This window comes from Rhizobium sp. WCS2018Hpa-16, assembly GCF_031843705.1.
GTDB lineage: Bacteria > Pseudomonadota > Alphaproteobacteria > Rhizobiales > Rhizobiaceae > Agrobacterium > Agrobacterium tumefaciens_C.
Genome location: NZ_JAVTIX010000014.1, coordinates 49,645 through 72,846, shown reverse-complemented (window position 1 = coordinate 72,846; position 23,202 = coordinate 49,645). Strand labels below are relative to the sequence as shown.

Annotated in this window: 20 protein-coding genes and 2 pseudogenes; 12 read left to right on the top strand and 10 right to left on the bottom strand. The window is 52.6% G+C overall.

Going from position 1 to position 23,202, the window contains the following annotated elements; genetic code table 11:
- Window positions 1–17: 17 nt before the first annotated feature.
- The 8 genes from tssI to RQI55_RS23690 all read left to right on the top strand — a co-directional run bounded on the left by tssI (window position 18) and on the right by RQI55_RS23690 (window position 6,663).
- A complete protein-coding gene (tssI, locus tag RQI55_RS23725; RefSeq protein WP_311273695.1) occupies window positions 18–2,387 on the top strand; it encodes a type VI secretion system tip protein TssI/VgrG in 2,370 nt (789 codons plus the stop codon).
- An 8-nt stretch (window positions 2,388–2,395) separates the two neighbouring features.
- Window positions 2,396–2,959 (top strand): DUF4123 domain-containing protein, encoded by a 564-nt coding sequence (locus RQI55_RS23720; protein ID WP_311273696.1) that lies wholly within the window; start codon window positions 2,396–2,398, stop codon window positions 2,957–2,959.
- Between the two features lie 24 nt (window positions 2,960–2,983).
- The gene (locus RQI55_RS23715) at window positions 2,984–3,388 is read left to right on the top strand and encodes a hypothetical protein (RefSeq protein ID WP_311273697.1); all 405 of its coding nucleotides are present in this window, start codon (window positions 2,984–2,986) and stop codon (window positions 3,386–3,388) included.
- Window positions 3,389–3,425: 37 nt separating this feature from the next.
- Window positions 3,426–4,241, top strand: coding sequence for an HNH endonuclease (locus RQI55_RS23710; protein WP_311273698.1), 816 nt, complete (start codon window positions 3,426–3,428; stop codon window positions 4,239–4,241).
- A gap of 10 nt (window positions 4,242–4,251) precedes the next feature.
- A complete protein-coding gene (locus RQI55_RS23705; RefSeq protein WP_077122789.1) occupies window positions 4,252–4,794 on the top strand; it encodes an SMI1/KNR4 family protein in 543 nt (180 codons plus the stop codon).
- Window positions 4,795–4,852: 58 nt separating this feature from the next.
- Entirely contained in the window at window positions 4,853–5,596 is a 744-nt protein-coding gene (locus tag RQI55_RS23700) for a hypothetical protein (protein ID WP_111840274.1), read from the top strand.
- A gap of 15 nt (window positions 5,597–5,611) precedes the next feature.
- Complete coding sequence (locus tag RQI55_RS23695) at window positions 5,612–5,920, top strand: PAAR domain-containing protein (RefSeq protein ID WP_111840275.1); 309 nt, start codon at window positions 5,612–5,614, stop codon at window positions 5,918–5,920.
- Window positions 5,921–6,222: 302 nt separating this feature from the next.
- Window positions 6,223–6,663 carry an AP2/ERF family transcription factor gene (locus tag RQI55_RS23690; RefSeq protein WP_311273699.1) on the top strand — a complete coding sequence of 147 codons (441 nt, stop codon included), beginning with the start codon at window positions 6,223–6,225 and terminating at the stop codon, window positions 6,661–6,663.
- Between the two features lie 268 nt (window positions 6,664–6,931).
- Here the strand turns inward: RQI55_RS23690 and RQI55_RS23685 are convergent, their stop codons facing one another.
- From RQI55_RS23685 to RQI55_RS23655, 7 genes and pseudogenes are all read right to left on the bottom strand, one after another.
- Window positions 6,932–7,573 carry a helix-turn-helix domain-containing protein gene (locus RQI55_RS23685; RefSeq protein ID WP_311273700.1) on the bottom strand — a complete coding sequence of 214 codons (642 nt, stop codon included), beginning with the start codon at window positions 7,571–7,573 and terminating at the stop codon, window positions 6,932–6,934.
- Between the two features lie 60 nt (window positions 7,574–7,633).
- Window positions 7,634–8,848, bottom strand: coding sequence for a plasmid replication protein RepC (gene repC / locus RQI55_RS23680; RefSeq protein ID WP_311273701.1), 1,215 nt, complete (start codon window positions 8,846–8,848; stop codon window positions 7,634–7,636).
- Between the two features lie 156 nt (window positions 8,849–9,004).
- Window positions 9,005–9,985 carry a plasmid partitioning protein RepB gene (repB, locus tag RQI55_RS23675; RefSeq protein WP_311273702.1) on the bottom strand — a complete coding sequence of 327 codons (981 nt, stop codon included), beginning with the start codon at window positions 9,983–9,985 and terminating at the stop codon, window positions 9,005–9,007.
- Window positions 9,986–10,060: 75 nt separating this feature from the next.
- Window positions 10,061–11,254, bottom strand: coding sequence for a plasmid partitioning protein RepA (gene repA / locus RQI55_RS23670; protein ID WP_311273703.1), 1,194 nt, complete (start codon window positions 11,252–11,254; stop codon window positions 10,061–10,063).
- A gap of 672 nt (window positions 11,255–11,926) precedes the next feature.
- A complete protein-coding gene (locus RQI55_RS23665; RefSeq protein ID WP_311273704.1) occupies window positions 11,927–13,924 on the bottom strand; it encodes a hypothetical protein in 1,998 nt (665 codons plus the stop codon).
- 338 nt (window positions 13,925–14,262) lie between these two features.
- A pseudogene (locus RQI55_RS24305) lies at window positions 14,263–14,710 on the bottom strand (Tn3 family transposase); the annotation flags it as partial.
- 252 nt (window positions 14,711–14,962) lie between these two features.
- Window positions 14,963–16,483: a hypothetical protein gene (locus RQI55_RS23655; protein WP_311273706.1), complete on the bottom strand. Its 1,521-nt coding sequence runs from the start codon at window positions 16,481–16,483 to the stop codon at window positions 14,963–14,965.
- Window positions 16,484–17,446: 963 nt separating this feature from the next.
- Between RQI55_RS23655 and RQI55_RS23650 the strand changes: the two genes are divergently transcribed.
- From RQI55_RS23650 to RQI55_RS23635, 4 genes and pseudogenes are all read left to right on the top strand, one after another.
- Window positions 17,447–17,842 (top strand): hypothetical protein, encoded by a 396-nt coding sequence (locus tag RQI55_RS23650; protein ID WP_311273707.1) that lies wholly within the window; start codon window positions 17,447–17,449, stop codon window positions 17,840–17,842.
- Between the two features lie 189 nt (window positions 17,843–18,031).
- Window positions 18,032–18,469: a hypothetical protein gene (locus RQI55_RS23645; protein ID WP_311273708.1), complete on the top strand. Its 438-nt coding sequence runs from the start codon at window positions 18,032–18,034 to the stop codon at window positions 18,467–18,469.
- On the top strand, window positions 18,469–19,896 hold the full coding sequence (locus tag RQI55_RS23640) for an ImmA/IrrE family metallo-endopeptidase (protein ID WP_311273709.1): 1,428 nt from the start codon (window positions 18,469–18,471) through the stop codon (window positions 19,894–19,896). Before RQI55_RS23645 ends, RQI55_RS23640 begins: the two co-directional genes overlap by 1 nt.
- Before the next feature lie 230 nt (window positions 19,897–20,126).
- Window positions 20,127–21,316, top strand: a pseudogene (locus RQI55_RS23635) (IS3 family transposase).
- Here RQI55_RS23635 and RQI55_RS23630 read toward each other — a convergent pair.
- Genes RQI55_RS23630 through RQI55_RS23620 form a run of 3 tightly spaced genes read right to left on the bottom strand, consistent with a single transcriptional unit; the run spans window position 21,303 to window position 23,124 of the window.
- The gene (locus RQI55_RS23630; protein WP_311273661.1) at window positions 21,303–22,469 is read right to left on the bottom strand and encodes a tyrosine-type recombinase/integrase; all 1,167 of its coding nucleotides are present in this window, start codon (window positions 22,467–22,469) and stop codon (window positions 21,303–21,305) included. The pseudogene RQI55_RS23635 and the gene RQI55_RS23630 sit on opposite strands and share 14 nt — an antisense overlap.
- Window positions 22,466–22,870, bottom strand: a complete 405-nt coding sequence (locus tag RQI55_RS23625) for a type II toxin-antitoxin system VapC family toxin (protein WP_311273662.1) — start codon at window positions 22,868–22,870, stop codon at window positions 22,466–22,468. The genes RQI55_RS23630 and RQI55_RS23625 overlap by 4 nt, the downstream gene beginning before the upstream one ends.
- On the bottom strand, window positions 22,867–23,124 hold the full coding sequence (locus RQI55_RS23620) for a type II toxin-antitoxin system VapB family antitoxin (RefSeq protein ID WP_311273663.1): 258 nt from the start codon (window positions 23,122–23,124) through the stop codon (window positions 22,867–22,869). The genes RQI55_RS23625 and RQI55_RS23620 overlap by 4 nt, the downstream gene beginning before the upstream one ends.
- Window positions 23,125–23,202 lie beyond the last annotated feature (78 nt).

Below are 23,202 nucleotides of genomic sequence, written 5' to 3'. Positions count from 1 at the left end.
GATCACCGGGGTTCCCCATGACCGACCAGCCATCGTCGTCCGAGTTCATCCAGGCAGGCCGTGTTTTGAAGGTCAAGTCGCCGCTTGGCGAAGACCAGTTGCTGCCCGAGCGGATGGTTATCAACGAGGGCGTCTCACAGCTCTTCGAGATACAGCTGAATGTCCGCGCCAAGAAGGAAGCGGTCAAGCCGGAAGAGTTGATCGGTCGATTGGTCGATGTGTCGATCGAGGTACAACAGGGCGATGGCGAAGAGGGCAGTGGCATCCGCCGCCCCTTCAACGGTCTGGTCACCGACCTGCACGAGGGGCCACCCATCACTCGCGGCTTGCGCTCCTATTCCCTGACCATCCGCCCGCAGATGTGGTTGCTTTCCCGCCGCTCCGATTGCCGCATTTGGATGGACAAGACGTCTGTGGATGTCGTCGAAACGCTGTTTTCCGAACACGGCATTCCAGCCCCTGATACGTCTAGTGTCCTTTCACCGCCACCTGCGCAGCACTACAGCACCCAGTTCAACGAGACCGATCTCGACTATCTGTTGCGCCGTTTCGAAGAGGACGGCCTTTTCTACTTTTTTTCCCACGAAGACGGTTCTCACAAGCTGCATGTGGCCGATACCGCCAATGGATGGCTGGGACAGTCGCCCTCAGCACAAGGCGAAGGCAGAGTGAGGCTGGCACAGGGCTCGTCGGATCGCAACCACATCAACGACTGGGCCCGCCGCTTCTCCTACGTGTCCGGTCAGCGTGCAGGTGCCGATTGGAATTTCGAGACGCCGGGCATGGTGCCGGGCACGATGACGCCATCGCTGGTTCAGATGCCGGACGCGACCAAGCGCGAGCTTTACGAGTACCCGGCGCGCATCAAGACGGTGGAAGAGGCAGAGCGAGCCCAGAAACTGCGGGCTCAAGCGATCGAGGCCGACCATGACCGTGTCTTCGGCGGATCGACATCGCGTATTCTGGAGGCCGGTCGTCGCTTCACGCCTTATGAGGAAGCGCACCCAGAACACGAATACGAAGAGCATGTGATTATCAGAGCAAGCCGCACGATTGTGGATCGCTCCTATGAGACCAACAGCAACGAACCGGAATACCGCAACCAGTTCGAGGCTATCCCCGCCCGCGTACCGCTCACCCCGCACCGCACGACAAAGCGTCCGAAGATCGAAGGTACGCAGGTGGCGATTGTTGCAGGCCCCGAGGGTGAGGAAATCCACCCGGATCAGTATGGCCGCATCAAGCTGTGGTTCCCATGGGACCGCAAGGCCAAAAAGGACGGCACGGATACGTGCTGGGTGCGGGTCAGTCAGGCTTGGGGTGGAGGCACATGGGGCGCGCAGGTCATTCCTCGCATTGGCATGGAGGTGATGGTTGCGTTTGTGGACGGTGATCCAGATCGTCCGCTGGTGACAGGTGTCGTCAACAACCCAAAAAATTCGGTTCCTTACGACCTTCCCGCAAACAAGACCCGCATGGTGCTGCGTTCCAATACGCACAAGGGCGATGGCTTCAACGAAATCACCTTCGAGGACGAAGCAGGCAAGGAGAATCAGTTCTTCCACGCGCAGAAGGACCAGACCACGCGCGTTCTCAACGACCGCACCAAGCGCATCGACCGCCACGAGGTGGCCTCTGTCGGTGGCAACCGTGCAGTCGAAGTGTCTGGCAACCAGAAGCACGAGATTGGTGGGTCGGTGAACACCGTCGTTGGTGGCACTGGACCGATGGCGATGATGGCCATGGCAGGCGTTCAGGCGCTATCTGGTCAGACGGCAGGACTGCTCAGTCAAGCCGCCCAGATTGCAGGCGGTGGTGGTCCCGGTATCGCAGCCTTCGCCACGTCCCTCGCGTCATCCGCCCTCGGCTTTCTCGGTGCTGGTGGCATGTCGTCGCGCGAGGGCGTTGTCTCTGGCCCAAGCCCACGATCTGATGCAGGCACGGCGCTTGCTGGATCTGGTACGGGTGTTGGATCGGATGCGTCGAGCCTGTTCCCACTCCCTGGCATCATGAACACCATCGTCTCGTCTTTTAAATCGGACAGCATTGGTGTCGCGCACGCCGAACAGATCGGTGTCAGCAAGGTCACAAATGTCGGGCAAACATCGTTGGAGAGCGTGGGGAAGACGAAAAAGCAAATGGTTGGTGAGCGCTACGAAATTACCGTCGGCAAGGCAATCCTCAGCCAAACGGAAAACCATACAATGATCGCCAGTGACAAGATCGTGCTTGCTGCACCGGGAGGCGTGGTTGAGATAAACAAGCACGGAGTTTTCATCAAATCAAAAGTCTTCGAAGTAAAGGCGAATGTAATCAATTTTAAGCGCGGCAGCAGTGGGAAGAGCACCAATAAGGCGTTCTCCGAAGATTGCTCGAAAAAGACTTGAGATGCCGCATGCTGGACAAAGTCGAGAACTGGATTGCTAGCCAATTGAACTATAATTCCCCGGAGACCGATTCGTCCGGACAGCTCGCATCACAAAAAATGTATGCAATCGTCGATGGTTCACGCCAGCCCATGATCATCCCTGCTGCCTTAGAGGCAATGGCCAGCCGAGTGTCATGCTTGTACAGCGGTGGCGCGTTGAGTGAACTCGGCGACAACGCTGCCTGGGTAGTAGAGCTTTTACCCGGCGAAAGCACGCTGCGCTGGCTTCTGGAACATGGATTCGAGAAACGGTGGTTTATCTTTGCCAGCTCTGACTTAGGCCTTGAATCCTTCGTCCGTCACCTAAAAAAATTCACCGTCGTTAAAAATGAACGTGGCGAGACTTTATTTTTTCGTTTTTACGATCCGCATGTGCTGCGCCAATATCTACCAATGTTCAGCGATCAGCAGCGCGTTTCATTTTTCAAAAATGTAACAAAGGTTTTCTTCGAGGACACGACCCAAAGAAGTAAAATCGTTCAATTCAGCCTTTCCGACACCAACCGCCTGCTGCAAACGACGGCGATGTGAGAGCGAACATCCGGGAGACGATGAATGATTATGAAATTCACGGACAGTCAAATGAGCGGAATGCTGATTGAGGACGCGGATTTCGCTGAGTGGTATGTTGAGGAGTTTATGCGCAAACATCTTCCAAACTACTATTACGAGCTTTCCGATGAAGGAAAGCGCGAAATGACCTTAAATGGTCGGAACTATGCACGCCTGTTCGGCGTAGACGATCCCCAGTCCCAGGCGCATTTTGTTACGCTGATGTGGCAGGTTGGTCCGAATTTCTTCGAGTTTCCGGGTTTTCGTGAAATCGCACGCGATAAATTTTTATCTTCCAGGCAAAAGATCGACGCATTCTATAGCGTCCCAAAAGAAATGGCCATTGAGGCCATAACAAATCCCGACGAACGTTACTGGTACCCCTATATGCGTGAGACAGCGAGGTAAGTCTATGGGATCGCAGCTAAGTGCGGCAGGCGTCGACGTGAACCAGACTCGTTCTGCATTCAGCCAGATGCAGCAATTGAATGCGAAGTACGGCGAGCTTGCCACCGATGCCGGGCTGGCAGCAGGAGGCGCTCTACCACCTCCCTTTGGTACTGCCGTTGATGTTGCTTCACTCGGACGCTCATTATGGAAGGGTGATTGGGGAGGTGCGCTCATTGATGTCGTAGGCTTCGCTCCGTTGATTGGTGACGGAGCCAAGGCCGCAAAAGTAGCCAATCGACTGAATGATCTACGTCGCTCGCTAGATGTAACGAAATCGGCACTTCAAAGGAACTTAAATCTAACCAAAACGACCGCAGCCAAGTACTGGGACGATATCGTAAAGCGCAATCGTGCAGCATATGAGAAAGCCATTGAAGCTTGCGCCACAAAGGCCTGCCGCGATGCCAAAGCGTCTTTGAAAGGTCCGCAGTATCGCAATACTCCCACGGATGGACCGAATGGCAACTGGGTAGGTGAACGTGGAGACAGTGCTTGGCAACCGTCAAACGGTGGGCCACCTATTCAGTATAAGAACGGCTTCCCTGATTACTCCGCTCATTCGCAGGGTAACATCGACATTCCAATGAAAGGTAATCGGACGTCTGATTTCGACGCCGCGACTAACGGCATGCGTGAACAGCTGAACGATCCGAACTGGAGGCTTCCAAGAGATATGACTTGGCATCATCATGAGAACGGAACGACAATGCAACTCATACCAAAAAGCATCCACGCCACCGGTGATGGCGCATCTACACCTCATATGGGTGGAGCGTCTCTCTATAGCGGCAGCAACGCGACTGAATTTTAAGGAGTGAAGAATGGACGCGATCATTGTACCCGACGAAGGAGACTGGACCTCAGTCACCGACCCGACAAATGAAATATCCCGGTGGGAACAAGAGACTGGTAAAAAAGTACCGGATGATTATCGCAGTTTCATGAGACAATATAACGGCGGCAGGATTTACCCCTTGATATTTGACGTGAAAATTCCTGCCAGCGCGAACGCGATGCAGGATCCAGGCACATTTGTGAATGCCTTTTATCCTTGGGGTTTTGTCGAGGAAATTTGGAACGGCGGCACATTCGATAAGCGCAATCCGCCTGACATGCTGGTTATCGGCTCTGATCCAGGTGACATAGAAATTCTTTTGAGCGTTGACGAGGCAACTTACGGCAAAGTCTATTTGTGGCAGCATTCGCTTAGCGCCTGGGGAGCGGATAACAACAACAAGGTCTGGGAGCAGGCTGGCTCCTTCCGTGAATTCGTTAAATCATTTTATGAAAATAGCGATAAGGAAGGTTACAGCTACTGGTATATTCCAAAATACAAGGGACTGGAGAAGAAGGTCGAGTTCTAAGAAAATTAGACCTCACGCAACCTAAATTTTATCTAGTCGGATCGTTTCAGGGTGTATCATGACGCTGCCAGCGTATATAGAATCTACCTTCCTCGAAAACTGGCCTTCGGAGCTTTTATCACTCAGCATGCGCATGGAGAGTGTGCCGATTTCGTGGGATGATGTTGTGGCGCTCGGGTCCTATGACCCCAAGTTTCGCGAGGCGTTTGGCATAGATGAAGTCTTCGATCTTTCACCAGAATTGAATGATTCACTGGCGGTTGCCATTGCCAAGTTTCCTTCCGGTATAATGCCCCGGCTCGGGTACTGTAGCTGGAAGGCTTCATGCCTAACAAACGAACCTGTCACCACACTAAGAGAACTGATGGCTGTAATTACTCGGTCTGATGACCGGATCGTTAAGGTGTTGATCAATGCCGCAGCGCATAACCATGGACTGACAATTCATCTGCGCGAATGGGTGCCTATGCCGCCGAAAAGCGAATTTCGCGCGTTTATCAAGCACGGGAACGTAGTCGGGATTTCACAATATTTCTGGCGGGAAACATCTACCACCTCTGACGAGATATTTGAAATCAGGACACAGCTAACTACATTTCTAAGTGATTTTTTGACCGCTGTGCATTTGGACACGATAATTGCGGACATTCACGTCGGCTCGTCACCCTCGGACCGCACTATGCTGATCGAAATCAATCCGTTTGTTGCCAGCGCTGATCGCTGTCTCTTTCCGGGATCAGATTTCGACGGGCGACTACGATTTCGCGACTCCGGCCGAATAATGGCAGTAAAACTTCAATGATGTAATGAGGCAGCAATGTCCAGATCTTCACCAGTTACGCTCAAAGGCCATATGCACATATGCCCACTGGTCGATCCGGGTCCAAAACCTCATATAGGCGGACCCGTCATGTTGACCCAGCAGAGCTTTGTTACGGTCGAAGGTGTCCCGATCGCCACGGTCGGAGATAGCTTACTCTGCACGGGTGTGCCAACGACGTCCGATAAGATCACGGGGGGCTCGTCAGTCGCCAACATAGAAGGCAAGAAGATTGCGCGATTAGGCGACGCCTGCGCTCATGGCGGTAAGCTCGTTCAGGGCGTTTCCTGGATTACCTTCGAATAGCAGGACGAACCCCACGATGCTCCGACAATGTTAAAAAGGGTGACCCTTGGTTGAGGCACCTAAAGATACATCTTTCGCTTCGATGGAACTTTTGTGAGCGGATTGAGCAACGGAAACCTAACGAGGTAATCCTGAAAATGGACCCCAGTTCTTCCCATAAGAGATCCCAGAACTCCGATAGTGCCGATCGCGTGTCACAATTCCACGACGACGCGATATATGCCATCAACCGGGTTGAAGCGGACCGACATGGTCAGAATGCCTGGCTGGTCAACTTTTCCCGCGGAGGAAGGACGTTTCAGATGACCTTCAGTGATGGCACCTATGGCGGTAATGAGCAGGCGCTGACCGTCGCCAAGGCCTACCGAGATGCGGTTTTGAGCGTTGTTCCGCCTTTGACGAAAAAGGATATGCGCATGCAGGTGCGCAAGAACCGCTCCGAGGGAAGCAATCTGCCTGGCGTCTATTACGTACAGCCTGGGAACCATTTCAAAGACGGTGCGTGGATCGCCCGGATTGAGGTGCAGGTTGAGGAAAATGGGAATGCCTCTGCAACAAAAAGACGCCGCAAAGCTATCAGCCGGACGTTCAACATCGGCAAATACGGCCACGACGAAGCGAGACGGCTGGCGGAGGAAGAGCGAATCCGCATGGTGCTTGCTGTTGAGAACGTCGACGAACCCGCTCTTCGCAGTCCCGACGCGCTCGCGCTGCATCGAAAATTGAGCGACACAGAATCTTGATAAGAAACGCCTCCTATTTCCTGCTCGTTCTGGCGATCAGGCTGCTCCCATCAGCTCGCGGCTAACCTTTCGGTCCGACAAATAGATAAAGGCCGGGGGCGTTATACCAAGTTCAGCACAAAGATCGACACCCCTCTTTCGGAATGTCCCATTGTCGCTTGAGAAAGGAGTAACCTGGGGTGAGTTGAGGAAAAATGTAAAAACCGGTCACAAGGGAATAAGACCCAGAAAAGTACGGTGCGTGTCGGACTGACAAAAAATCCAAATCTCATTTTGTAAGCGCTCGCAACACCGCCTCCGGTTCTTTTTCCATCACACGCAGAAGCGTCCGAGCGGCGCCAGATGGCTGACGAGCCCCCTGCTCCCACTTTTTGTATCCAGATGGGCTCGTCCCAAGGAAAGCCGCCATCTCATCTTGTGTCAGATGCAGCTTTTCGCGGATCGCCTTCGCGTCAACAGTTTCCAGATCAAGGGCAGTGACCCGCATTCCCGCAGGGTCCCTGCCCTGCGCATGCCCCAGAGCTTCGGTCATAGCCTGAATCAAATCCTCACCGAATTTTGTAATCTCGCTCATCGTTTGCTCCTGTACGATCGCTTTGATCGCCTCTGCGAACGCAGCAACAACCTTGGCCTCTTCCGGCTTCAAATCCGTCTTTTCGTTCTTTCCGTAGACGAGAAGCGCATAGATGGGCGCATCGTCGCTGTACCAGTCATAGATAACGCGGGCGCCACCCCGTTTACCTTTACCCTTGGCGCCAAATCTTAGCTTTCGGACACCACCCGCGCTCGGTATTTCATCACCGATCTGAGGATGGCTAGGCAGAAAATCGATCAGATCCTTGCGCTCGTCGTCAGTGAACAGAGCCGTTGCCCGTTTGACGAAGAGCGATGCCTTAGCAACTGTTTGCATGTTGCTTTATAAGCCATTGGGGTCGTTATGGCGATCAAAGTCCTGTCTGCTAAAGATCATTCACGCCGACCTTTTTCCAGTTTCGCCGCTTAACCGCAACAGTGCCATCACCATCGGCCCGAGCGAAAACTCTCCACGCGCCGCCCGGTTGGTGAGATCACGCAGATATCCGCCGGCCGAATTGATGTGCCCTGCCCTCTCCAGGATACAGGCAATCGCAACCGCTGCATTTTCAGGTCCCATGGTTTCGCACGCCTCCTGATAGGCAGACGGGCTGACCCCCAGCATCGACCTCACCACGACCGCGGCCGACATGAGATCACGCCAAACACCCACAGAGCCAGCCGGACCATAGTCGATAATCTGTGGGCATGCCTTCAGCACAACACCCAAAGGAAACGCCTTCAGTGTCTCGCTGTTCGGCCCGCGGTTCTTGCTCGGCTTTTCGCCCTGCTCTTTCTCAGAGCGAGGTTCAAGTTCATTGAAGGATTCGGATTTTGAATTCTGTATGTGCTGCTCAATATGAGCAGCATTGGTGCTATTAAATTCTGAATTTGACTGCGTATCCAACAGATTAAGGATTTCCTCGCGAAGAAGCTCCAGTTCGTCGAGGATACTGGCGACGTCAGCGATGGTCGGGGAGCGTGGAATACGGCTAACGAGGTCGATGTACATACCCTCAATCGCCATCCAGTCACCATCAGCCCCCTCCTCTATCGCCGCAGTGATAAGCTTGCGGACATCCCGGCGGCAGATTGTTAGGTTCTCCTTGGCCTTACGGAATGCGGACCGAGCAGCAACGACTTTCTGCGCGATGACAGCAAGCTCTTCAGACCGCGCAAGAATTGGCGAAAGGTCGAACCCAAACGCATTCTCGATTTCGCCAGCGCCGTTCTTCCTCGCATAGCGCTTGCCATTGGCACTATCCTTGCGAACGATCAGGCCAGCATCGACCAGAAGCGCAAGATGCCGGCGAAGGGTGGCGCCTGCCATGCCGTGGGCTCGAAGGATCAACTGAGCGTTAGACGGAAACACAACGAGCTGCGCGTCCTGGCGCAATTCGTTTTCCGGATAGAAGCTCAGAAGCGCGTCGAGCACAGCTAGGCTGTTCGACTGTAAGCCGAGTTCTTCTCTCGCTTCAGAGGCGTCACGGAAGACTTTCCATTTTTCGACTGTCTTGCCAGCCTTGATATCGTTTGTGGCCACTTGCCGCTTCACCAAGGCGAGCGTCATTGGCCGCCGCCCGAAGGGCGTCGTCACACTTCCTGTCTGCATTTCTTTCACCCTCTAATAGGCAAAAGAAAATTGCTCACCAAAACGATGCCAAAGACTCTTGACTGTGATTCGGGGAAATGCGATTCTCTGTCTTGCTTAAGGATACGAGAAGGGCTTCCACGACGGGAACGTTTGGGGGCCTTTTTCTTTTGCTGTCTATGCTCCTTGTTTGTCCAATTTGGTCTTGTAAGCCTGATAAAGCTCGCTTAGGTTTTCAGCGATGAAATCACCAAAGCCTGCAGCGTCCTTAGACTTCAGGGCGAGCGTGCAGGTCTTGCCGTCGCTCCTGATGTCGGCAGATACAGCTTTGTCCTCAGACGTCCATTTTTGCGCCTTCGGCATTTTCAACCGAGACGTCCGGCCAACAGTCTTCACAAAAGCCAGCAATGAATCGAAGCGCTCATCGCCAACTTTGGATGTGAAATTGTCGGTCTCAACGAAAGCTTTTGCCTCCTGTTGCGTAGTTGGCCGTTCAAGAAAGTTTTTCAGCTCATACCAGCGATCACGACCGACGCTCTTGGCAGCACCAACAGCATCGAGGATCTCCTTTGGAATCGTTGAGACCGCGAGCATCTTAGAGAGGGTAGCTCGATCAATGGACAGCGCCGAAAGGACAATCGCATTGTCACTATCGAATTGGCGGCGGGAGATTTCAGCAGCGAACATCGCCTTCTCAATGAACGAAAGGTTTGCTCGCGCTGTATTCTCTTGCCCTTGCGCTAATACATGGTCACGATCTTTGAGGTCTTTTACAACGGCTCTAATCTTCCTGTTAAGACTCTTCGCGGCCTTAAGCCGTCGATGACCAAACACCACCATGTAGCGTCCCGAAGTGGACGGATGAGGTCTTACCAGAATAGGGCTGTCTTGCCCGCGATCCCTGATAGCTGTCAGCAGTTCTTCGAAATCAGTTTTGTCGTGTTCAAGGCGATCACGAACGAATGACTCGTCAACGATATCGGGATCGAGCTCTATGACGGTTTCCCCGTCCAACAGCCGATCAGCTTGGGCGGTCAATTCGTCTAGGGAACTTATGAGAGCCTTCGACGCACCCTTATTTGTGTACGTCAGGACCACGTTGTCATCTTCAGCGGATTTTCCGCTCATGATGTTAGCAAAAGGGTTTTTCCGAGCCATTCCACTACCCTCGAAATTCATCTAAATGCTTGATAAATCTAACATGATATGAGGTTTTGACGGCGGTCAACGTCATTACATTCTCCCCCATGCTCGGTGGATAAGACCCTGTATCTCGAAATTAACCGCATCCATGCACTCAATAGCACGGTCGTAGGTGCCTCTTGTAAAATTGGAGCGGTCCAGTTCGTAAAGACTGCGCTTGGTCAAACCTGCATCGGAAATCGCCGTAGTCTTCAGCATAGGCGTCTTCAGGATTTCTTCGGCGAGCATCGACTGCATGAAGCCAAGCATTTGCACTTGAGGAACATCCTGCGGTTCGAAGCGAGTAATCAGGTATCGTAGCCAATCCATGCGGACTTCAGCCCCAGCATTCTTGATTGTTTTTGTGATGTTACCAAGCATAAGTAGAAACTGGCTCATCGACATCAGATCTAGCATTTGTGGATGCACTGTGATCAGGACGGAAGTCGAGGCGGTGAGGGCGGTCAATGAAAGATACCCGAGCTGCGGTGGGCAGTCGACAACCACCACATCGTATCGATCGTCAACATCAAGCAATGCTTTGCCCAAGCGTGTGAAAAATCGCTTGCCCTCGTTACCCACCTGCATAGCAAGCGGGGTATCATATTCATATTCTTGAAGCTCAAGATTCGCCGGAATAATGTCGAGACCGGGGAAGTTGGTCGAAAGAATGATATCGGTGATAGGCTTCCGCTCACTGTCGTAACGGATGGTGTCATAGAGCGAAGGGTTCTGGTCCAATTCGGGTTGGAACCCATGCAGCGCTGAAAGCGATGCTTGTGGATCTAAATCGATAGCGAGGACACGATGCCCCGTCAGCGCAAGATGCTGCGCGAGATGGGCCGCAGTCGTGGTTTTCCCACTACCGCCTTTGAAATTCACAACCGCGATAACCTGAAGCTTGTCACCAAGCTTACGCTGCGGAATGTATTTTTTGGCTTCACTCTTGCCGGTTTCCGCAAGGTACTGACGCAATTCAAGCATCTGCTCGGCAGTATAATATTTTCGGTTCCCTGACATAGTAGTTGGAACGGGACCCTTGCCGTCGAGGTAGAGACGTTTAAGATTGCTTGGAGTAACACCGAGGTAGTGGGCAACCTCGGCTACCGAAAATTGACGCAGCGTCTTTTTGGCATTTGGCGGAAAGTTCTCAAGCCGCAGCTGGTTTAGCTTGCGGCTGATCTCTGCACCCTGCATTAAGATTTTATCGTCGAGTTCAAACGACGGTAGTGAAAACGCGTTCATGTTGCCTTGGACCATTCTGCCGCTAAAACCATCGATCTCGACGATCTGCCGTCATTATGCGCGATTCTCGATTCGCAGCAAGGAAAATTGAGTTAATGAAAGGTTAAAGGCCAATGAGGCGACTAGATTTTGATTCAGTGAATTGAGCCAATAGGACTTAAGCGATTTTCCACTAAGATTTGACTGCCGTCAAAAACAACAATTTGGGCAATCTATTTAAGAGGTTAAAACATAACCGGAGTCAAATTGAACGCACTTCGATGGTACATGACGCACCCGGCTCGTTCGCGCAATACACGCCGGTTTTTCCGCGGACAAGGTGCGATCTCTTTAGCTCTAATTCCTCACACCTTGGCAAATCTTACGCTTACCGCAGGCTCTTAGGGTAGTTTGATTATGGTCGGCTTATTGATAGCTGTAAATCGGCAAGGGGTCCCATGCCGATGTGCATGGATAACGCGTTGTTATTTCTCACTTTGACGCGGTCATTTCTGTACGCTTAATCACAATCACCCTCCAAATGTCTAAGCACCGTTCTGTCGCCAATTTCTGCGGGGCGATCGCTGATCATAAGTGCACCACCAACAACGGATTTGACACGGTGATCTGAAACACCTGCGGTTCGATGAGAGCCGCGAAGGTTTTCCAAATACGCCAATGCGAGCACGTAATCTAATTCTGACTCAGTTTATTCTTGATAGCTTGCGAAAGTTCATTCGTGGCTACTTTTGCTTGATGATCAAGCCTAAGTTTTTTGGCCATTCCGCAGTGTTCCAAAGCTGAGTTCATCAAATTTCGGTAAGTTGCCTTCATGGTTTCGGTTTCGTTGCCAAATGCATTTGCCTTTGAAACGTTCGCTTTCGCGTACTTCATATAGGCGACTAGATATTGCGTGTAACCGTCGGCAAATGTCTCCGACATTAAAATTGAGTAAGAGCGATCAAAAAGTGAGACGTCTTTTGTGAGAACCCCCCAATTATTAAGTGCGGAGCATCGCTGATTTACAAGTGTCTTTCTCCTGTCCGCATTGAAGTTCCCAATATCATGCGACAGAGATAAAAATAAATCTTCCGCCTGGCGGTAGTATATTACTTCGTTCGTGACACTTGCGAGCGTTGTTTTTAGAAAACCTAATCGTTCTGCGCGTGTGCTGTAATAATCTCTTTCGTTTTTTCCAGAGGTCAACTCCATATATACATCATCAGAGTATGAATTTAAATTTTGAATAATATCTGGTGTACCAAGTCGCTCCACGAATACCGTCAAACCGTGGGCGTCCAGCAGTCGATTAGCAAGTATAATATATGAAAAACGCATTTGTTTGAAAATAAAAGACGCCTGATCGCTATCTCTAGACATCATATTTTTAATATAGAGAAAGGCCTCCTCTCCAACCCCATTTCGGACGGCGGAATTTTCTGAGCGCGCAACGGTATCCACTAGCTCGAAAAGGACTAATCCAGCTAAATAATCATCAACCTCCATTCGTGCTGTATAGTCCCACATTTTTTGCATCCAACCGCATTTTATAGTGCCTAACCCGATCTTCTGGGAAAACTGCTCTGGATAAATCGAGGCGAGGTATACATAATGCAAGTCTTTACCCTCTTCCCTCGTCGCTTGTTGAAATTCTGCAAAAGCATCATCAAAGGATTGCGCTTGATACATTCCGCTGGTGTCACGATCTTGATAAGCAGAGAGCCATTTTCGGCATGCTGCCAGATACTTTGCCTTCGGCGCCTCTCTACTAGAAGTCTGGATGATTCCGATTGCCTTTTCCATCAATCCGATCGCATCCTGCAGGATGCGAGGATCGAGCCCGACGGAGGCCTTCCTTAAAGCATGTCTCGAATAGTCATAAACTGTCTCAATCCACTCTTCCGGATCGACATCCTTATTGGACAGGGCAACGAGATAACGGGCATTTATCTCCGCTCTTCGCCAATCCTCGAAGCTTGCAGATTTAAAGCAAATTTGAGTTTGTAACTTATTGATCGCAAAGCGGACGCGCTTAGCCTCTTCAACTGAAAACCACGACATATTGGAGGCAAGCAGCCTGTCTATTTTTTTCGATATGTCTCTTAAAATCTCGACGGGCACCTTTGAGGGCTCGCTATAAGCTCGTGAGGCCAGTTCAACGACTTCGCGGCTCACAGCCTCAGCCATAATCTCGGTGAACTGCTTCGGTTTTACGGAAGCCATCACTTCAATCGGCTCGGCCGCACTGCCATGCGCGCCCATCACCTTGACCACCGTTACTTTCGCCTCCTCAATATACTCGCCCCAGATTATTACGTCATATTCCGTCTTCCGAAGCCATGCCTTTGCTTTTTCGATACTGGCGCGCTCCGAACCGTCGTTTAGTGATGAAAGACTCAGAGGAAAATGTTCGATTTTAAACGTTTTAGTGTTCGGATGGCTCTCAAATTTAAGTGACGCGAGTTCACTTCGCACTAGCCTAGAGACATTCCCCGCCTTATCGCCCCGGAGATCGCAAACTAATACACCAAAATTGAGCCCTTTATATCTCTTGACACGCATGGCCTTCAGCCAACGGTGAATAGGCTTCCGGGCTCCAAATATAGGCACTCCAACAGCAAGTATAATTGCAGCGACTACATTTCCAAGCGCACCAACACCCACTTCGGGGTTCCATAACCATGACAACATCAGTATCCCCGCTGAAAAATAACAAATTCCAAATATTGTCGTTCTCCCCGCAACTAGTCAATGAGATGCTATGATATTTACGACTGTTTGAGTTTAAGGAATTGGCGGAAAAATCTTTTTGATCACTTGTTGCTATCGCAACGATAGTTACGGCGCTGCGTTGACGTTTCCGCACTAATAAATGCTTAGGGAGATCGAAAGTGTTTGGATTGAAAAGACGGTAACCGCGGAGCCCAATAAAAAGGAAAGGCGCAACAGCTTTGTGCGGGTTGACAAGCTCCATCGGCGCCCACCGCTTCCGCGATCGCACCAAGAAAATCTCTCGATCCGCCCGGTCGTCACCGCCGCCATCCATCGGACATCTGCGGCTTGGCGTCCCAGGAAAAAATGCCGGTAAAATTGACATGCCCCCAACTGGGCGGCGATATGCGTTCCAGCAGTTCGTTAGGAGTAATCCGGCCCTATTGTCGCAATGAGAGGCGGGGCGGCTCTGATAGACTGTATTTCAGTAAACAATCGCGCTGACGACCGGATTGAGGCCGGAGGCACGGAATGCTCGTGTCGTGGGACAGATCACGGATTTCGCCACGCTCATGGAAAAATACTACTCGTTTCAGCTTGCGTGCGGTTCCGCCCTTGTTGAAACCGGCCTGATCACGGCGGCGCAACGTCGGGCCGACATACCATTCGATCGTGAATAGCGTGCGCGATGCGGCGGAGTTCATGTAGGGCTTTGGCCATACCTCTGGCTTTTGAGGAAGCGAAGAACCTTTCGAGGATGGTTGAGACTACCAGCCGGTAGACCATTATGCGGCTTCGTGGCGAAGATTCACAGTTCGTTCGACATTAGCGTGTCTGGCGGAAAAAATCTTGTGTCGGCCCCGAAAGCATTTACTTGTAAAGTATCATTGTCGTTCCCTAAGATCGAAGCGGCGCGAAGGTGCACAAAAGAAATAGACGCCTTTGCGTGAGAGTGCCAAACGATAACGCCGCCTGGTAAAAAAGAAAGCGCAGCCATACAAACGCGGTGCAGCGGGCTCATGCGTCACGGGCGTGCATTGTAGGTGTGATCGCTCCCTTTTTTCGAATTCTGTTGCATCCGCGGCATGCGATGCCATTCTTTTCAATGTTAGAAATCAGCGCCTTGTAAGGGCCCTCTTCGCACCCTGGCAGGCAACTGAAGCGATATCGAGTCTTCGTTGCATCGATGTAACGTGGACCTAGAAAGGAAACGCCGTATTCCGCAGCACGCTGGATCAACAAATTGGTCTTCTCACATGAGATTTTCTCCCGGAGGCAGCTCGGGCAAAGCGATGACACTCCATCTGGTGCGCGGCTTTTGTTCTTGCGCAGCTTTTGCATGAATGGTCCGATATGGACTTTGCTCCTATGGCCGCAACCGAGGTACCGCACTTCGAACTTGTTTGTCCTAATGTTACCTAGCGGGTCTCGATAGGTTGTAGGCCTGTTCTGCCCTGGGAGCAGGAGGATGCCGTAGGTTTTTAAAAACATTCGGTATTTATCGAGGGTACAGGCGACCTGTGCCCGACGCCTTTCATACTCGACTTTCTTAGCGTCGATGATCGGGAGACCATCTAGAATGCGTTTCGCGAGATAGTGACGCGAACCCGAAATAGTCTGCCCTGTCGCCTCTGCTCTGATAGAGACGTCCACGTTACCGGGGCCGGACGTTGGCCTCAACAATGTGTAGCCGTTGTCCAAGCAGAGCTCTCGGAAGGACGCCCAACCAGCTTCACTGCGGCTGGCCGAGAGCTGATCGAACGCAGTGCCCCAGCACTTCGCACAACCCGATCTCCCCCGAGACCATCCACGTCGAAGTTGGCTGAGCGAACTCGTCCACTCATGCATGCAAGTTCTGCATGTCACTGGAAGAGCAGACACGCCAAGCCACACGTCAGGTCGCAACAGCAAGCCACGCTCTCTGAGTATCCCCGCAGTTCGTCGCGCCTCGCTAAAGCCTGAGAATAGCTCATCAAGCCTCGGAATTGGCCTCACCGGGAGTGCAACGCCCGCGTCAGAAAGGGAGTTTGCAAAACGATTGACGATAACCTCAACCGGATCGCCACCCTCGCTTACCGCATTTGCAACGATCTTACTGACCTCAGCCAACTCAAGCCATAGTTCAACATGCTTGAAGTCTGCAAACCGATCATGCGTCGAATGAAGGTTCCGCTTGAGGGCGTCGCGCCGCAGCATCTCGTCGATTGGTATCTTAGTCGCCAGACCTTGCTTTGAAACGTTAGGATCATGCAACGAGCTTTGGCACTCGACGGTGATCTGGTGTTCGTCCGATACAAGGTCAATCTCAAGTCTTAGGCCAGGATTCGTAGGGTCAAAGCCGATATCACGGACTTTGCGCCACTCTCCATCGGGGAAGTAAAGGTCGAAGAGCGAACGCGCGAGCTTCTCTCCATAGCTCAACGCCGGGCATTGAGGGCACCGCGAGTTTCTTTGTTTGCGCCATGATGCCGAAAACTCATGTCCCTCGCTGCAACGCCACGAGATCGTATCGCTCGCCGTAACATCGCGGTTGATCATAGGGAATATGCCTAAAGGCGCCGACTTCGAAATGAGGGTGCTAACAGGAATTGCGTATCTCGTGGGAAATCCGCTATTCATATTTTCTTCAGCGTCGTCTTCGAAAACCCTATCGAACAATACTTTGCTCCTTTTGCTGATCAGCGGCATGACGCACCGTTAACGCGGATTGTATTTCTAGACTTTTAAGACAACTCCTCTCGCAGCTCGCCCGTTAGGCAATCATCTGCGTACTACACCCGCCGGTCGCTCTCGCATCTGATCTTGTTGAATGGCAATCACTGAACATGCTTGCGCAGCCTGGTCGGGCCAAATGCCCATGCTACTCGAACTCGTGCAGTAGAGATAAAGTGCGGCACGTCATACGCTCCCGGCACCAGGACATTGAAGCTTTTGGCGGGTAACCTTCGCGGGGGCCATCGGAAAAAACCGACCGAACAGAAGCTTTCGATCCGTTAAACTGATACCTATTCCTCAGCCATGGAGAAGCCAACGATTTGGTCTCTTTCCTCGGAGATCCTTTACGGACGCAAAGCTACCCAAGAATTCGGAATATCCAAAGGAGGGATGATCGTCGAGCCACTATCCAAAAAACGTGGTGCGATTTCCCAACGTATAGATGCCGAATTTCCCGATGCAGTCATCGAGAATCTCACCGGAATAGTAGTTCACAACGTTCGGACTGTCGTCCTTCGTGAGAGCGTATATCCTAATCGAATCGCGATCTACCCGGACGGATCAGGGTCTGGCCATTGACAATCGCCATGCATATTGGAATTGCGGTAGAACTGTTTTTTGCTGGAGGCAAAAATGGGAACTTGGGAAACTGATAAATTCAACGCCGGAGCATGTCCTTGCGGCACTGGCCACATTAACCGCATAGTCGAGTCGCCTGACAATGCTTGGTCTAGAGCCCACACGTCATACGAACTGTCTTGCGCGGACTGTGAGGCTGGTTGGGACATGAGCTATAGCGGAACTTTGACAGAGCGAGCGTCCGAGGGCGAATACGAAGTGGCGTCTGAGAAAAGTTCAAAGGCCACTCAAGGTTTACAAAACTACCTCAACTCGCTGCTTGCCTCTTTCACGTTTCCGACCTTCAAACGTATGGCCGATGAGTTCGAGTTCCTATTTGCGCGTGGTTTGTATAGGGGGACTATAGGCCAATACCGATATGCCCGTCGAACTGGCGATATGAGTGCCATCGCGGAGATTCGGCCGAATTCCGCCTTTGTATCCAATTTGGTAAAGACACACGGTGACGGAGCTCAGTACCAGGGACTCGTCGATGCCGCAAAAAAAGCTTCGGACGTAGCCGAGGCCAAATACAAGTCCGTAAAGCGTTTTCGCTACTCGTGAATGTGGAAATGAGCCGCTCCATCTCTGAACACTGTCTTGCAGAGTTCCACTTCAAAGCCATGATAAAATTTGATATCTGTCGCAGGATGAGGCAACTTATCGCATGCGAGACTCAGGTCGTTAACTTGCGATCACGAGCCACCGGAATTAAGTGCGCAGTAGCATGGATTAACTTCGGCTCTATCGGCGATGAGTGACCAGGAAGACATCGGTGTTACCGTGAAAACTAGCGTTGCCCGTTCGTATGATAAGGGGGAACGACGCTTTAAGCATGTCGGCAACCAACCATATCCTGAAATAGTCTTCGAGCGTGATAATCCCCGTCGAGCGATCGGCAAATGCCCGAACAATCTGAGCGACGACGATCGTCACAACCTCGTCAACGAGGCCATTGAGGGCGATAACGGCGATGCAGAGTTGCCGTATCCGAAATGCGTCTATAATGTTCATGAAGGTGCGATCTATGAGGCACAGACATCAGATCGCGGAAAACATTACCACGGGTATCCGTATCGCGGTCATCTATCTAGCGATCTAGTTGCGGAACTTCGCGAATTAGCCACTCAGAAAAAATGCCTACGCGAGTTCGAGCGCTGGGTTAAAGACCATATCCAGGAGCACGGATAATGCAGTCTCATCAGGATCGCCTGCGGTTCGATATACGCCCCATCCCAAACCGTCAAACGACGTGCAATCTCACGGTTTGGGTCGATGACACCGTTGTCTGGCCGGTTCATGGGGACGACCGTGCACCGCTAGACATCCAGATAGATGATCTTCTTGCATTCCTAACCGATTACTGGAAGCCACTGCTTTTGCGGCAGGTCTTCCCGATTGACGTAGATGTCACACGCCCATCGGGTCTGCGTATAGCTGCAGAGAAGCGCTGGGAGGGAATGCAAACCGAAGCAGTGAAGGGAGAGAGCCGCGCGGTAGCGAATTTCGAGCGCGCACATAATCTTGCCATCGCTTTCGGCGGCATTTCAGGGATCTCGCATTTTTGGTTGATGCGCGCCAAGGATTCATATCTTGTCGAAACAGATAAACGTTATTGGTACATTGAATTCGACGAAGCTCGACGCGCGCTAAACGAGGCCGGTGACTGGATTTGCGATCGGCTGGCTAAAGTAGACGCCAGCCGCTGGAGCCTTGCATTGGAGGCTTGGCGCTCTCGTAACGATGGCGACGGTGTTGCTCTCCTTGCATGGTCGGCCGGCCTCGACCGCACGGTTGCAAAGGACTTGATTGAGTCAGGAGCTCTTGAGGCTCCGCAAAACTTCAATGATGCCGCGAACGACAATGACGAACTGAGGATAGCCGCCCGAATGGCTGGCGCGCTGCCCGAAGATCAAATTAGAGAGATTATCGAGCTCGCTAAAGTGTTCGATAATCATGACGCGCCTTTGATGGAGAAATTCTCACGCGAGTGCCGACATCAGATTAATTCCCAAACCGCAAGGCTTGCACCATTTGCGCAGGGCGAATTTGCGGCCCGGTTTGTCCGCCAACAGCTTGGCCTTGATGTCACGGCAATGGCAGAAGTCTTCGAAATAGCCAAACTACTGGGAATTGAGGTTCGACATGAACGTGTTGAGCCACCCAGTCTCGTCGGGCTAGCCATTTGGGGGAAAAAATTTGGTCCAGGCGTTTTCTTGAATGAAATGAGCACAAGAATACTGCGCAACCACGAAAATGATGTTGCTATTAGTCCGGGAGCTCGGGTGACCTTAGCCCATGAGATTTGTCACCTATTGCTAGACGGAGATAACGCTTTGTCAGCTGTCGAGATCCTAAAGGCGCGAATGCCAGCTGGCGTCGAACAACGTGCTAAGTCATTCGCTGGGGAGTTTCTGCTACCTACTTCCGCAGCAGCGGAGCGATGGTATAAAGCGGAGCGTCCGCAAGATCGCAAGGGTTTGGAGGAACTCGTACAGTTGCTGGCTGAGGAGTACGGGGTTACACGCAGTGTGGCCGCCTGGAAAATCCAACACGCTGCGCAGCTTTCAAATATTGATTTGCAGGCTATATTGGATTCGGTGGCGCCCCAACGCTAACGTCGATGAATGCACGACCCAGTGACAAGTGCGACGCACAGCGGTCAGCACTCGAGAAAATGCTCCATGTCGTCGTAGACTTCCAACAGAGCTGCCTCATTTGGTCGGTCTCCCCGACAAATCGTTGCTCGATTACTCGGGCCGGGTCCAGCCATCATAGAAGTCGTGACCTTGCCCCGTTGAAATAATCCATTTTGAAGTAAGCTCTGGCCCATTGAGAGGACCAGGGAATGAAGCGCAACCGTTTTACAGACGAACAGATCATCAGCATTCTGAAGGAGCACGAGGCGGGCACGCCGGTCTCGGAGCTTTGCCGCAAGCACGGTGTCAGTGATGCGAGCATCTACAAGTGGAAGGCCAAGTTCGGCGGCATGGACGTATCCGAAGCCAAGCGGCTAAAGACGCTGGAGGACGAGAACGCGAAGCTGAAGCGGCTTCTTGCGGATGCCATGCTCGACAATGCAGCTTTGAAAGACCTTTTGGGAAAGAAGTGGTGACGCCCGCGGCAAAGCGGCGAGCTGTCGCTCATCTGATGGATCACCACCAGATGAGCGGACGGCGGGCGTGTAAAGCCATCGGCTTTTGCCGGATGACGATCCGTTACGAAACCAGGCGCAGCGATGATCATGACCTTCGCGAGCGAATGAAGGCGCTGGCGCATGAACGCCGCCGCTTTGGATATCGACGCCTTCATGTGCTGCTTAGACGCGAGGGTCATCTTGTGAACCACAAGAAACTCTTCCGGCTCTATCGGGAAGAGAAGCTGACGGTACGCAAGCGTGGCGGGCGTAAGCGGGCGATAGGCACCCGAGCGCCGATGTTGATCCCGACGGCTGCCAATGATCGCTGGTCGCTGGACTTCGTGTCAGATCAGCTCACCGATGGCCGCAGGTTCCGGGTGCTTACGGTCGTCGATGATTGCACAAGAGAATGCTTGGGCCTCGTCGCCGATACGTCCCTTTCCGGCTTGCGGGTTACCCGTGAGTTGGACCGGATCATCGAAAGACGTGGCAAGCCGAAGATGATCGTCAGTGACAACGGCAGTGAGTTAACCAGTAACGCAATCCTGCATTGGGCGGGTCGGACCAAAGTGGAATGGCACTATATAGCGCCTGGCAAACCGATCCAGAACGCCTTCATCGAAAGCTTCAATGGACGGCTACGAGACGAGCTCCTGAATGAAACGCTCTTCTCGTCACTGACCCACGCACGATAAGCGCTTTTAAACTGGCGCAGCGATTACAACGAACATCGACCACACTCTGGACTCGGCTGGATGACGCCTGCCGAGTTCGCTCAGACAATCAACCCGCGACGTGATGCGGTGCTGCGCAGCCGGAATGGCTCCGCACCGCAACCCGCCGCTACCGCCCCGAATACAGCAACCCAAAACCGCTGGAGCGAACTCAAAACTGGATAAAACTTGGGGGCAACGTCAGTCGTGTTGCTCGACCGCTCCTCCTTGTAATATTGTTGTAATAACTGGACGCCTGCTGCACCGACCGATGTTTTGACTGCTCCATCGCCTCTGGTAGCGGGATGCCGCGATTTGCAGCCTCGGTCAGATATCCCGACCTTAGGCCGTGCGCCGAAAACTCCCCACTGTCCAACCCCGCAATCTCCGCACGCTGTTTGAGAATGGCATTGATCGACTGCGGATCGAGTGCCCGCTTCGACACGGTGCCCCAGCGCCCTATCCCGCGAAAGACGCTTCCTTTGTCTATTTTAGCGACCTTGATCCAGGTGTTCAGCGCCTCGACCGGCCGCCCGGTGAGATAAACGACATCGTCTTCCTCGCCCGTCGTCGTTTTGGTGCGGCCGAGATGTATAGCGACAGAGGGGAGGGGAGGGCCGTCACTCACCTCGATGGGCGCCTCGATAGAAAGCTGTTCGAGACGAAGCCCAGCGATTTCGCTGCGGCGACGACCACCGGACGCAAATGCGACCATCAGGATCGCTCGGTCCCGCACATCGCGCAGACTTTCCGATCCGCAGGTCGCGAGCAGCTTGGCCAAAATGTCACCGGTCACCGCCTTAGCGCTTTTTCTCTTGCGGGTCCGCGGGACGGCCCGCACTGCGAGGCGAATGGCCTGCTTGAGGGCAGGGGAGGAGAAGGCGCCGGAGAACCCACGCCATTTCGTCAGTGTCGACCAAGACGCAAGCCGGCGGCGTACTGTATCAGGCGCATGAGGCCCAACAGATTTCAAAAAACATTGGTCGCGCAATAACCGGTCGACTTTTTCAGGCATGCCATGATCAGGATCGGTCATGCGTTTTTCCGGATCCCAGAGATGATGCGCAACAAATTTCAGCAGCAGAGCTTCAGCTGCGGGCCAGGAAAGAGAAGAGCCGGTTGCCGCGATCGACCAAGCTTGCAGGTAAGCGAGGTCCGACGTCAGCGCCCGCAGGGTGTTTGCACCCATCCCCTCGTTGACCAAGTGGCGTATAGTTTCGACATCTTGGTCAGTCAGCATCTCGGCGAGTTCGTCGCGCCGATCAAGCGGAAGGACGGCTGCAATCGTATCGAGCTCCTCGGCCCGACGCGTGACAGGGTTTCGGCCAACACCTGTCATTCCATTGACGACGCGGGATGGAGTTTCAGATCAGTCTGGCCGAAATCACGGCCCTTGAACAGGAGGGGTGCCTTGGCAACAGCAGCGACCGCGTAGGAAAAGCAATCGCCCATGTTCAGGCTGGCCGGGTGGCGTCCTTTGCCGTATCGGTCTAGCGCGGCTTCAGCCTCACGATAGTGCTTCTCGTTGAAGGCGACTGGCATGATGTTTGGTGCGTCAAAGAACCGGGAGACGATATCTGCTGGATTGGAAAAACCTTTGGCCGTCAAAACCGTTCTTGTTTCAAACAGAGTGGGCCAACCGATAACAATCTCTTCCTGCCGTAGGACCGACTTGAAGGTTTCGGCTTCCAGCTCCTCAAGGACGATTGCAACAATCACCGAGGTATCTACAGCAATCATATCGGTAGGCCATTTTCGTCATAAAGATCATCGTGGGCGGAGGTGGTGCCAGCCGGAACATTGCGGCGGCCTTCGGCTGCAAGCTCCCATACGGCATCAAGTGGATGCTTTTTATCCTGCTGCCGCAATTCCACATCGTAGCGCTCAAGCGCCAGTTCGACGAGCTTGTTGAGCGGCTGGCCGGTGCGGCGCGCAAGCGCATGCGCCAGATCTCTCGCTTTGGTGCTACGGATTGAAAGCTGTGGTTCGGACATGGTGTTCCTCGTCAAATTTAGGCTCAAACATAGCGATTGCCGCGCGAGATAGCAAGAAATTACCAGAAGATGGCTAAC